Origin of the sequence: Herminiimonas glaciei (assembly GCF_042664955.1) — a bacterium.
Taxonomy (GTDB): Bacteria; Pseudomonadota; Gammaproteobacteria; order Burkholderiales; family Burkholderiaceae_D; genus Oxalicibacterium; species Oxalicibacterium glaciei.
Genome location: NZ_JBHTBU010000002.1, coordinates 950,573 through 962,733, shown reverse-complemented (window position 1 = coordinate 962,733; position 12,161 = coordinate 950,573). Strand labels below are relative to the sequence as shown.

The following is a 12,161-nucleotide window of genomic DNA, read 5'->3' as shown; positions in this document are numbered from 1 at the left end:
CATGGATGAACTGGGTACATTCGATCGCTTTTCCGTAGGCCTGACCGGTGGCATAGGCAGCGGGAAAAGCACGGTGGCCGACTTGTTTGCGGCACAGGGTGCAGCAGTCATCGATACCGACCTGATTGCACATCAATTGACTGCTGCCGGTGGTACTGCGATCCCGGCCATCAAAGCAGCCTTCGGCGCTGAGCTCATACTGCCCGACGGTGCCATGGATAGGGCGGCCATGCGCGAACGCGTATTTGTCGATGCGAATGAAAAAAAACGCCTGGAAGCCATCCTGATCCCACTGATACGCCGCAACACCCGCGCGGCGGCAGAGCAGGCACAAGGTGCTTATCTGCTGTTTGTCGTCCCCTTGCTGGTTGAATCCGGCCTGTGGAAACAGCGCGTCTCGCGCGTACTGACGGTCGACTGTCCGGAAGAAGTGCAGATACGCCGCGTGATGCAACGCAATAATTTGAGCGAGGCGCAGGTCCGTGCCATCATCGCCAGCCAGGCCAGCCGTGCCGCCCGGCTGGCAGCAGCCGACGACGTGGTCAATAACGAAGGCGATAGCGCCGCGCTATTACCGCAGGTAGTACGCCTGCACCAGCTGTATCTGGGCCTGGCCCAAACCAAGTGAACGTTCGCGCGGCAGTACTGTCTTAGATTCAATCCTGCGCCAGCTTCACGATAAAACCAGAATAAAATCGCAGGCCGTTTTAATGAAAGCCAAACAAAATCGTTGCTTCATTTGTATTTTGTCGCGGCTTCGTTCAGAATCACAACATTAGCTCGTATTGCCCGGTTTTAACTTTAAAGGGATGCCACTTTGATTGTCTACGAATACCCTTTCAACGAGCGTATTCGCACGTTGTTGCGGCTAGAAGACCTATACGAGAAATTCGCTTTCTTTATCGGTCAAGACCATCCGCAGCATCACCACGTTGCCCTTGCCACCATGTTCGAAATGCTGGAGGTGGCTGGTCGCGCCGATCTCAAATCGGATCTCTTGCAAGAACTGGAACGTCAAAAGCAAACCCTACTCGGTTTCAAATCCAATCCTAACGTCGAAGCAGAAATGCTGGATGCCATCCTGTTTGACCTGGATCGCATCAGTACCGCCCTGATCGCATCGCAAGGCAAGACCGGTCAGCACATCCGTGAAAACGAATGGCTGATGAGCATACGGGGCCGCACCATCATTCCGGGCGGTGCCTGTGAATTCGACCTGCCTTCGTATTACGCCTGGCAACATGATTCGGCAGAACAGCGCCTGGCAGATATCCACAAATGGTTTACGCCACTGGCACCGCTGTTCGATGCAATCGGCATGGTCTTGCGCCTGCTGCGCGAATCCGGTCGCCCGGTCAAAATGATCGCGCAAACCGGCAGCTATCAACAAATGCTGCAAGGCAAGGCTTACCAGATGCTGCGCCTGAATATAGATGAAGCGCTGGGTGCGATCCCCGAGATCTCCGCCAACAAATACATGCTGTGGATACGCTTTACTTCACAGGATGGCGACATGAAGCCGAAAGCCTTTGAAGGCGATGTGCCTTTTGAATTGAGCTTGTGCAGCTTCTGAATAGAGAATGATGGTTACAACAGTCAATTGCCCGACATGCGGCACCAAAGTGGAATGGACGGAGCTGAGCAAGTTTCGCCCGTTCTGCTCCAATCGCTGCAAACAAATCGACCTGGGTGCCTGGGCTGAAGAAAAGTATGTGATTCCGGTGGTCAATCCGCTGGATGACCTGGATGATGATATCCCGCCACCACCGCAGCCCTGAATCCCTGAATTGAGCCTTAGGCGGATGCCGCCGGATAACGCAGCTTATCCAGCCATTCAATCAGCGGTATCGTCGCCGGCAGCAAAGGCTCGACCCCGACACTACCCTGCCATGCAAAGGCCTGGTTTTCCAGGCTCTGCGGTTCGCCACGCCATTGCTGGCTGATGTAGAAATGCAGGCGTACATGGGCGTGCGGATAGACATGCTCGACGCCACACCATGGCTCCGCCGTCAATACTTCCACGCCCAGTTCTTCAACAAACTCACGCTTTAGCGCATCGAGGATGGCTTCTCCAGCTTCGACCTTCCCGCCGGGGAATTCCCAGTAACCGGCATATGGTTTGCCGTCCGGTCGCTGGCCGAGCAGCACATCGCCATTCGGCTTCATCAAAATACCGACTGCAACATCAATGGGAGTGGATTTGGTTTCAGACATGACAGCAGCTTAAGAGATACAAATCAGGAAGGCGTGCCCGGCACAAGCAGGCACGCGCTCGAAGGGCCGGCCCTTACTTCGGCATTTTTCCGGCATGGTCCTTGGCGAATTGCCAGGCCACCCGACCGGAACGTGAACCACGTTGCAAGGCCCACTGCAAGGCTTCGGTACGTGCCTCTTCTATCTGTTGCGGATTGCAGCCGAAATGCTTGAGCCAATGCGCAACGATATCCAGATAGTCGTCCTGGCGGAATGGATAGAAAGTCACCCACAGGCCGAAACGCTCGGATAGCGAGATTTTTTCTTCCACCGTTTCGCCCGGATGCAGGTCACCATTGTCATCGGTCTTGTAACCCGCATTGTCCGACATGCGTTCCGGCAGCAAGTGGCGGCGGTTCGATGTCGCGTAGATCAACACATTGTCGGATTGCGCGGAGATGCTGCCATCCAGCGCCACCTTCAAGGCCTTGTAACCGCCTTCGCCTTCTTCAAACGACAAGTCGTCGCAGAAGATGATGAAACGTTCCGGGCGACCGGCTACCAGGTCCACGATGTCGGCCAGATCGCCCAGATCATCCTTGTCGACTTCGATCAGGCGCAAACCCTGGTCCGCAAACTGGTTCAGGCAAGCCTTGATCAGCGAAGACTTGCCGGTGCCACGCGCGCCGGTCAGCAAGACATTGTTGGCCGGTACGCCTTCAACAAACTGGCGGGTGTTTTGTTCTATCTGCTGCTTTTGCGGTCCGATATTGTGCAAGTCGTCCAAAGCGATAGGCGACAAGTGCGCGACCGGTTGCAAATAGCCACGAGCATTGCCACTGGATTTGCGCCAGCGAAACGCGATCCCGGCATTCCAGTCCGGCGTCGGCACCGCCGGTGGCAGGAAAGATTCGAGACGTTCGAGCAAGGCTTCTGCCCGTGTTAAAAACTGTTCAAGTTGTGTCATCGTAATCGAGCGTATTAATTTAATCAGAAACGAATCAGGAACGGTAATCCGCGTTGATCGTTACATATTCATGCGACAAGTCACAGGTCCAGATGGTGGCGTCAGCCTTACCGCGGCCCAGTTTCACGCGTACCGTGATTTCACTTTGCTTCATCACGCGCTGGCCATCCGCTTCCTGGTAATCAGGATTACGGCCGCCGTTCTTGGCGACCCAGACATCATCCAGGTACAGGTTCAGGGTCGTCACGTCGAGATCATCGACACCGGCATAACCTATCGCCGCCAGGATACGACCGAGGTTAGGATCGGATGCAAAGAAAGCTGTTTTTACCAGCGGTGAATGCGCGATCGAGTAAGCGATCTTGCGGCATTCTTCAACGTTCTTGCCTTCCTCTACCGTGACAGTGATGAACTTGGTTGCACCTTCACCATCGCGCACAATCATTTGCGCCAGCTCTTGCGACAAGCCCAGCACGGCAGCTGCCAGTGCCTGGTATTCCGGCGTATCGATGGCATTGACTTCAACGGTGGAAGCACCAGTCGCAATTACGATGAAGGAATCATTGGTCGAAGTATCGCCATCGATGGTGATGCAGTTGAACGAGCGATTCGCGACTTCCTTGGTCAAATGATCCAGTACCGGCTGCGCGACTTTTGCATCCATCGCCATGAAGCCCAGCATGGTCGCCATGTTCGGCTTGATCATGCCTGCGCCTTTGCTAATACCGGTCAGGGTAATGGTCTGGCCATTGATGCTGACCTGGCGCGACGCAGCCTTGGGCTGTGTATCAGTTGTCATGATGGATAAGGCAGCGTTGTGCCAGTTATCCGACTTCAGGTTGGCGATCGCCTGTGGCAAACCGGCTTTCAGCTTTTCTATAGGCAGCGGTTCCAGGATCACACCGGTCGAGAAAGGCAGGATTTGCGATGCATCGCAGCCCAGCAGGCCTGCGAGTGCGCTACAGGTTGCCTTCGCGTCCGACAGGCCGGTTTCGCCGGTGCCCGCATTGGCATTGCCGGTATTGATGACGAGTGCACGTATCGGTGCGCTGGCTTGCAGCTTCCCCAGGTGTTCTTTACAGACTTGTACCGGCGCTGCGCAAAAACGATTTTGCGTAAACACACCCGCCACGGTTGCCGTCGGTGCCAGCTTCATGACCAGCACATCCTTGCGATTGGCTTTTCGTATGCCTGCTTCGGCATGGCCGAGTTCGATACCGGCTACAGCGGTCAGATTTTCAGGAATAGGGAGAGGAAGATTAACGGCCATCGCAAGTTTTCTATATCAGAGGGTTAATAAGACAGACTACCAAAGCGGACTACGGATCAGTTCAATATTGTAATCGCTAGCGGGCATATGCATGCATCAGGCCCCGCAGGCGGACTACCAAAGCAAAAGGGCGGGATAAGCCCGCCCTTCCGGTTTCAACGCATCAGGTCGCGATTAAGCGAGGCGACCATGGCATTGCTTGTACTTCTTGCCACTACCACAAGGGCATGGATCGTTGCGACCAACCTTAGGCAAGGCATTCACCTGCGTCTGGTTCGCATCGCTCGCAGCTGTTGCGGTCGGTGCCAGCAATTCTTCCGGCGCTGCATCAGCGTCGAAATCAGCGTGCTGGTAGTGCACGTTTTCCACATGCGATTGCGACAATTGCTCTTCTGCCGCATCGATTTCTTCACGCGACTGGATACGCACCGTCATCACGATCTTGACGACTTCATCCTTGATCAGGTTCAGCATCTGGCCAAACAATTCAAATGCTTCGCGCTTGTATTCCTGCTTAGGATTCTTCTGCGCGTAACCACGCAGATGGATACCCTGGCGCAAGTGATCCAACGCGGCCAGATGTTCACGCCAGTGTGAATCAACTGCCTGCAACATCACGCTGCGTTCAAAGCCGGCAAATGCTTCCTTGCCGACGATCTCGATTTTCTCTGCATAGGTATCGTCAGTGAACTTCAACAGACGTTCCAGCATTTCTTCATCGGTAATGGTTGGTTCCGCTTCCAGTATTTTGGCCAGCGAGAAATCCAGCTTCCATTCATCGCGCAAGACTGCGTCGAGTGCCGGCAGGTCCCATTGCTCTTCCATCGATTGTTCCGGCACATAGGTGCGGAACAAATCGCTGAACACGCCCTGGCGCAATGAAGTAATCATCTCGGAAACATCGGTCGTTTCCAGTAACTCATTACGCTGCTGGTAAATCACTTTACGCTGGTCATTGGCGACGTCATCGTATTCGAGCAATTGCTTGCGAATATCAAAGTTGCGTGCTTCCACCTTGCGCTGCGCCGATTCAATCGAACGCGACACGATGCCTGCTTCGATCGGTTCGCCTTCCGGCATTTTCAGGCGGTCCATGATCGCGCGGACACGGTCACCGGCAAAGATACGCAGCAAGGCGTCATCCAGCGACAGGTAGAAACGCGAGGAGCCCGGATCACCCTGGCGACCGGAACGACCACGCAACTGGTTATCGACGCGGCGCGATTCGTGACGTTCGGTACCGATAATATGCAAGCCGCCTGCATTCACCACATGGTCATGCAGCGATTGCCATTCTTCACGCAGTTTTTGCGCTTGCGCAGCCTTGTCGGCATCGCTCAAGGCATCATTGGCTTCAATGATCTGTACTTGTTTGGCAACGTTACCGCCGAGGACGATATCGGTACCGCGACCGGCCATATTGGTTGCAATGGTGATCGCCTTCGGACGACCCGCCTGTGCAATGATTTCCGCTTCACGTGCATGCTGTTTTGCATTCAGCACGTTATGCGGCAATTTGGCTTTGGTCAGGATACCGGACAGCAGTTCCGAATTTTCAATCGAAGTCGTACCTACCAGTACCGGCTGGCCACGCTCGTAGCAATCCTGAATATCCTTCAGCATCGCGTTGTATTTTTCTTCCGACGATTTGTAAACCTGGTCCTGGCGATCCTTGCGTTGGCTAGGACGGTTCGGTGGAATCACGACGGTTTCCAGTTTGTAAATTTCCTGGAATTCGTAAGCTTCGGTGTCCGCCGTACCGGTCATGCCGGACAGCTTGGTGTACATACGGAAGTAATTCTGGAAGGTAATCGATGCCAGTGTCTGGTTTTCGTTCTGGATCTTGACGTGTTCCTTCGCTTCCACCGCCTGGTGCAAGCCTTCGGACCAGCGACGACCGGTCATCAGACGGCCGGTGAATTCATCGACGATCACCACTTCGCCGTTTTGCACTACATAGTGCTGATCCTTGTGATACAGCGTATGTGCGCGCAAGGCAGCGTACAAATGATGGATCAGCGTGATGTTGGCAGCGTCGTACAGCGATGCGCCTTCCGGCAGCAAACCCATGCGGGTCAGGATTTGTTCGGCTTTTTCGTGACCGGCTTCGGTCAGCAAGACCTGATGGGATTTTTCATCCTTGGTGTAATCGCCCGGCACTTCAATCTTGCCTTTGCCATCCGGGGTTTCTTCACCGATTTGCAAGGACAGCAGCGGCGGCACTTCATTGATCTTGTGATACAGGTCGGTATGGTTTTCTGCCTGGCCGGAAATGATCAGCGGGGTACGCGCTTCATCGATCAGGATCGAATCAACTTCATCGACAATCGCGTAATGCAGGCCACGCTGCACCCGGTCGCCGGTGTCATAGACCATGTTATCGCGCAGATAATCAAAGCCGAATTCGTTATTGGTACCGTAGGTGATATCAGCGTTGTAAGCAGTTTGCTTGGCTTCGTGATCGATTTGCGACAGGTTGATACCAGTCGTCAGGCCGAGCCAGCCGTACAGGGTGCTCATCCATTCGGCATCGCGCTGGGCCAGGTAATCATTGACGGTCACCACATGCACGCCTTTGGCAGCCAGTGCATTGAGGTAGGCTGGCAGCGTCGCCATCAGGGTTTTACCCTCGCCCGTACCCATTTCGGCGATTTTGCCGTAGTGCAGCGCCATGCCGCCTATCAGTTGTACGTCAAAGTGGCGCATCTTGAGGATACGCTTGCTGGCCTCGCGGCAAACGGCAAATGCTTCCGGCAGGAGCTTATCGATGTCTTCGCCCTTGGCGAGACGTTCCTTGAATTCCGGGGTCTTGGCCTTCAAGGCCTCGTCGGACAATTGTTCCAGCGCCGGTTCAAGAGCATTGATTTCACGAACGGTCTTCTGGTATTGCTTGAGTAAGCGCTGATTGCGGCTACCGAAAATCTGAGTCAGTAATGACATGCTTGGATTCTAAAAAAGGCGCCTTGAAACAACCTGATGCAGCAAGCTATGGCTTGACCCGCATCGAATTGGGCTTGGGCTAAATGGTGGATTTTATCATGTCGTTTCCAGCATATTGGGCTTATCAGTCCGGAAACAATAGCTTTTGCGAAATGCGGTGCCTGATCTGACCCATCCGGCGACCTTTTGTTCTCTCCAAAAGCAAAAACCCGCTGTTTTAAGGCCAGCGGGTGTAGCTTATTTGGCAGCCAGTCGAGCCTGGTTAGCACCGGCCAGCAGGAATTTATGCGGATCCTGCGCCACGCCTTTGACCCGCACTTCAAAATGCAGGTGCGGCCCGGTCGAGCGGCCGGTCGTACCAATATCGGCAATATGCTGGCCGCGCCGCACGATATCGCCAACCTGCATTAACAGGCGTGAAGTATGCGCATAACGCGTAATCATGTCGTTGCCGTGGTCGATTTCCATCATATTGCCGTATTGCGGATGGAATTCCGCCACCGTCACCACCCCGCCGGCTGCCGCCACGATGGGCGTGCCGATCGGCGCGGCGAAATCAATTCCTTCATGCATCGCGCTGCGACCCGAGAACGGATCCAGCCTGCGACCAAAAGTCGAAGCGTTGTAGCTGACGTTGACCGGTTGGATGGTCGGCAGCAGTTTGGATTTGATCTTGTCGCTCATCAGCGTCGACTCAACCACATTCATATAGTCAGCCCGGCGCTCGACATCATTGGCCATCGCGTCGAGCAAGGCCTTGAATTCAGACATGGTGAGGTCGCGGCTGCTGGTGCCATCCATCGGTTCGAGGCCGCCACGTCCCGGCATTTCGCGGAAATTGAATTCGGTCGGTTTGACCCCGGCCAGGCCCTGCACCCGCTCACCCAGGGCATCGAGGCGCATCAATTGCGCCTGCATCTCGCCGAGGCGGCGCGCCATCAGCGCCAGGTTTTCTTTCAGGAATTTGTCTTTATTGGCTTCTTCGCCACCAGAAGCTCCGCTCACCAGTTCGCGCACTGGCGACGGCATGCTGGCAGCATTGCTGAATACGAGGTAAGACAGGAAGGATGCGCCGAGTATGACTGCCAATACGAAGCTGACAAACAAAGCCAGCAGATGCCGACGCGTCAGTGTGACTGACTTGGCATGGGTAAAACGAGGGTGCAACAAAATAATCTGCATCGCGACTCCCTAGGCTCGCCGCTTCAAGACGAGGTGTGATAAGGTTTCATGACGATGCGACCATCCTCATTTATCCCATTCAAACAAAGCACCACTCCGCAAAAATCTGCGAAGGGCGCTGCGGAATTCTTGCGTTCGCACGACAAGCTTGCGGCACTGTTACCGACAGTCACACGCATGGCGTCGCTGCAGAAAGATTGCGCTGCAGCGTTACCGGCCATGTTTACGCACTGTGCGGTGTTGCAGTTTGAGGCGAACCAGCTGGTTTTGTCTACGCCGAATGCTGCATTGGCGGCGCGACTGAAACAACAATTACCAAAATTACAAGATGAATTGCTGCAGCGGGGTTGGCAGGTTAACGCAATCCGCCTCAAAGTGCAAGTTGCCAAAACCCTTATAAAATCAACAGCTTCCAAGCAATTGGTGCTGCCGACCCAAGCGCTTTCGGCGTTCGCCGAACTGGGTGAATCGCTGGACGATAGTCCGCGTAACAAGGCATTGAAGGCGGCACTGGGTACGATGATGCAACGTCATCGCAGTGCGAAATGAGATTCGGGATGGGATTTTAGTTTGATGATTTGATGCTGCAGAGCAAGCCTGGCATCAAATCATCAAGAAGGAAACTGAGCTGCTCTACATCAGGTCAGCGCCCATTCAAGACTGGCTTGACGGGCATAATCCTTGGGTGCCGTTTCAACTTTTTCAAACGTCACGATTTCATATGCATCGGGCTGATCCAGCAAAGCCCGCACCAGCAGGTTATTCAACATATGGCCGGATTTATGCGCGTTATAACTGGCGATCAGCGGATGACCCACCAGATATAAATCACCAATTGCATCCAGGATCTTGTGCCGTACGAACTCATTGTCGTAGCGCAGTCCATCTGTGTTCAGGATGCGGTATTCATCCATCACGATGGCATTTTCCAGCGAACCGCCACGGATCAGGCCCATGCCGCGCAGGGTTTCCATATCCTGCATGAAGCCGAAGGTACGCGCGCGCGCCACGTCTTTTACATAGGATTCAAAGCTGAAATCGATTTCCGCCGTCTGGCCGGTGCCATCGACCGCCGGGTGATTGAATTGGATAAAGAACTTGAGCTTGAAGCCTTCATACGGTTCCAGCCGCGCCCAGATTTCCCGTTCGCCGCTGCCCTGGCGAACTTCTACCGTTTTCTTGATGCGGATAAACTTCTTCGGCGCATCCTGTTCCTGCAAACCCGCTTGCTGCAGCAGGAACACAAAGGACGAGGCCGAGCCATCCATGATCGGCACTTCTTCCGCTGTCAGGTCGACATAGAGATTGTCGATGCCGAGACCGGCACAGGCCGACATCAGGTGTTCAACCGTGGAAACCTTGGCTTCGCCTTTTTGCAGCGTCGAGGCCATGCGCGTATCGCCGACGATAGTCGCCTGCGCCGGCAATTCGACCACCGGATCGAGGTCGATACGACGGAACACGATGCCGGCATCGACCGGAGCCGGATGCAGTGTCAGTTCTACCTTGGTACCGGAATGCAGGCCGACGCCAACGGACTTGACTAATTGTTTGATGGTGCGTTGTTTTAACATGCTGTGATTATAGCAACCAAAGCCGGAAACCCGCTGTCCGCTTTACATTTGATGACATCTAAAACAACAGCCTCTAAACGGGTGAAAAGTGGCTTGTGCATTGCCTTTCACACCTTCCGGGCATAAAAAAACGGCGCACCTGGCGCCGTTCTTCCTGATCCCTGCCGTAGCAGAAACTTAGATTTGTTCCAGCAGTTTTTCTGCTGTCGATACTTCCAGGTGACCGCTGTCTTCAACGTTCAATTGCTTGACGACGCCGTCTTCAACCAGCATCGAGTAACGTTGCGAACGTACACCCAGGCCGCCTTTGGTCAGATCGAATTCCAGACCCAGTGCCTTGGTGAAAGTACCGCTGCCGTCAGCGATGAAACGTACTTTGCCGGCTGCTTTTTGTTCACGGCCCCATGCGCCCATGACGAACGGATCGTTAACCGAGATACACCAGATTTCATCAACGCCTTTGGCTTTGAACTGGTCAGCCAGTTTGATGTAGGCCGGAGCGTGTTGTTCGGAGCAGGTTGGCGTAAATGCGCCAGGAACTGCGAAAATTGCGATTTTTTTGCCTTTGGTTGCTTCGTGCACCATGACTTTGCTTGGGCCAACGGAGCAAGCTTCGGTTGCTACGTCTACGTATTCTGCGAGCCGCGCTTCTGGCAGCTGATCACCAACTTTGATTGTCATTGCGAATTCCTTTGATTAGTTTTACCGGCATAGCCGACTAGAAAACGCCGCGCACGGGGCGCGGCGTAGAAACCGAAGTATGCCTTGTTCCGTTCAATTTTGCAGGTAGTTTGACAATAAATCGCTACCTTACCGTCCAACTACCCGCAAAATGCCATACGGAATCAGTCAGCCTGTTTGCGCAGGAAGGCAGGAATATCGTAGGTTTCCATGCCGTTTTTCTCCAGCGCACGTACCGTATCGGACGCCGATTCACGACGCCATACTGCCGGCGCCTTCAAACCGTCGAACGAAGCTGCTGGTTGCGCTGCGCCTTGCATCATGCCGGTGTTGGCCATCATAGGTTCGTTATGGGTGCCGGTACGCAACATTGGTGTCTGTACCAGTTGTACGCCTTTACGCGCACGACCCAGGCCGGTTGCAACCACGGTCACGCGGATATCGTCGCCCATTTCATCGTCGTACGCGATACCTTGCGCGATCGATGCGTCTGGTGCTGCAAATGCACGCACGGTAGCCATGACTTCCTTGATTTCCTTACCCTTGAGGCCACGGCTGGCAGTGACGTTGACCAGTACGCCGCGCGCGCCGGACAAATCGATACCGTCGAGCAATGGCGATGCAACAGCCTGCTCAGCTGCGATACGGGCACGGTCGATACCTTGTGCCGTTGCAGTACCCATCATCGCCTTGCCTTGTTCGCCCATGATCGTTTTCACGTCATTGAAGTCGACGTTGATATGGCCAGGTACGTTGATGATTTCTGCAATACCGGCGACGGCATTGTTCAGGACGTCATCAGCGTGTTGCAGCCATTCGATCATACTGTCGTCTTCGTAGATCTCTTCCAGCTTTTCGTTCAGGATGATGATCAGCGAATCAACGTGCGCACCCAACGCTTCCAGACCTTCGTCCGCGATGTCCATGCACTTCTTGCCTTCGTACGAGAATGGCTTGGAAACCACCGCCACTGTCAGTGCGCCCTGTTCCTTTGCGATTTGCGCAATGATAGGTGCAGCGCCGGTACCGGTACCGCCGCCCATGCCGGCCGCGATAAAGACCATGTGCGCGCCGCGCAATGCGTCTTCGATACGTGGACGGGTTTCTTCCGCCAGCTGGCGACCTACCGCCGGCTTCATACCAGCACCCAGACCGGTTTCACCGATTTGAATGATGTTATGTGCCTTCGATAACTGCAAGGCTTGCGCATCCGTGTTGGCGACGATGAATTCAACGCCGTTCACGCCTTTATTGATCATGTGTTGTACAGCGTTGCCACCAGCACCACCAACGCCAACCACCTTGATCACGGTTCCCTGTGCCACATTTTCGAGCATGTCGATTTCCATGATAG

General features: G+C 54.4%; 12 protein-coding genes. 4 read left to right on the top strand and 8 right to left on the bottom strand.

Annotated features, from left to right (window positions below):
* Window position 1 precedes the first annotated feature (1 nt).
* The 3 genes from coaE (at window position 2) to yacG (ending at window position 1,778) form a co-directional block, all read left to right on the top strand.
* The gene (gene coaE, locus ACFQPC_RS15490; protein WP_382272752.1) at window positions 2-628 is read left to right on the top strand and encodes a dephospho-CoA kinase; all 627 of its coding nucleotides are present in this window, start codon (window positions 2-4) and stop codon (window positions 626-628) included.
* Window positions 629-817: 189 nt separating this feature from the next.
* Window positions 818-1,573, top strand: a complete 756-nt coding sequence (gene zapD, locus ACFQPC_RS15485; protein WP_382272751.1) for a cell division protein ZapD — start codon at window positions 818-820, stop codon at window positions 1,571-1,573.
* Window positions 1,574-1,583: 10 nt separating this feature from the next.
* Window positions 1,584-1,778: a DNA gyrase inhibitor YacG gene (gene yacG, locus ACFQPC_RS15480; RefSeq protein WP_124574522.1), complete on the top strand. Its 195-nt coding sequence runs from the start codon at window positions 1,584-1,586 to the stop codon at window positions 1,776-1,778.
* Between the two features lie 16 nt (window positions 1,779-1,794).
* Here yacG and ACFQPC_RS15475 read toward each other — a convergent pair whose 3' ends face one another.
* From ACFQPC_RS15475 to ACFQPC_RS15455, 5 genes are all read right to left on the bottom strand, one after another.
* On the bottom strand, window positions 1,795-2,214 hold the full coding sequence (locus ACFQPC_RS15475) for an NUDIX domain-containing protein (protein WP_382272750.1): 420 nt from the start codon (window positions 2,212-2,214) through the stop codon (window positions 1,795-1,797).
* Window positions 2,215-2,287: 73 nt separating this feature from the next.
* On the bottom strand, window positions 2,288-3,160 hold the full coding sequence (locus tag ACFQPC_RS15470; protein WP_382272749.1) for an ATP-binding protein: 873 nt from the start codon (window positions 3,158-3,160) through the stop codon (window positions 2,288-2,290).
* A gap of 34 nt (window positions 3,161-3,194) precedes the next feature.
* Entirely contained in the window at window positions 3,195-4,430 is a 1,236-nt protein-coding gene (argJ, locus tag ACFQPC_RS15465; protein ID WP_382272748.1) for a bifunctional glutamate N-acetyltransferase/amino-acid acetyltransferase ArgJ, read from the bottom strand.
* Window positions 4,431-4,604: 174 nt separating this feature from the next.
* A complete protein-coding gene (gene secA, locus ACFQPC_RS15460) occupies window positions 4,605-7,370 on the bottom strand; it encodes a preprotein translocase subunit SecA (protein ID WP_382272747.1) in 2,766 nt (921 codons plus the stop codon).
* Window positions 7,371-7,607: 237 nt separating this feature from the next.
* Window positions 7,608-8,552, bottom strand: coding sequence for a M23 family metallopeptidase (locus tag ACFQPC_RS15455; protein WP_382272746.1), 945 nt, complete (start codon window positions 8,550-8,552; stop codon window positions 7,608-7,610).
* Between the two features lie 48 nt (window positions 8,553-8,600).
* On the opposite strand from ACFQPC_RS15455, the gene ACFQPC_RS15450 reads away from it, so the two are divergent.
* A complete protein-coding gene (locus ACFQPC_RS15450; RefSeq protein WP_382272745.1) occupies window positions 8,601-9,101 on the top strand; it encodes a DciA family protein in 501 nt (166 codons plus the stop codon).
* An 89-nt stretch (window positions 9,102-9,190) separates the two neighbouring features.
* Here the strand turns inward: ACFQPC_RS15450 and lpxC are convergent, their stop codons facing one another.
* The 3 genes from lpxC to ftsZ all read right to left on the bottom strand — a co-directional run bounded on the left by lpxC (window position 9,191) and on the right by ftsZ (window position 12,156).
* Window positions 9,191-10,126, bottom strand: a complete 936-nt coding sequence (gene lpxC / locus ACFQPC_RS15445) for a UDP-3-O-acyl-N-acetylglucosamine deacetylase (protein ID WP_382272744.1) — start codon at window positions 10,124-10,126, stop codon at window positions 9,191-9,193.
* 177 nt (window positions 10,127-10,303) lie between these two features.
* Window positions 10,304-10,807, bottom strand: coding sequence for a peroxiredoxin (locus ACFQPC_RS15440; protein ID WP_382272743.1), 504 nt, complete (start codon window positions 10,805-10,807; stop codon window positions 10,304-10,306).
* Between the two features lie 164 nt (window positions 10,808-10,971).
* Window positions 10,972-12,156: a cell division protein FtsZ gene (ftsZ, locus tag ACFQPC_RS15435; protein ID WP_382272742.1), complete on the bottom strand. Its 1,185-nt coding sequence runs from the start codon at window positions 12,154-12,156 to the stop codon at window positions 10,972-10,974.
* Window positions 12,157-12,161: the final 5 nt, after the last annotated feature.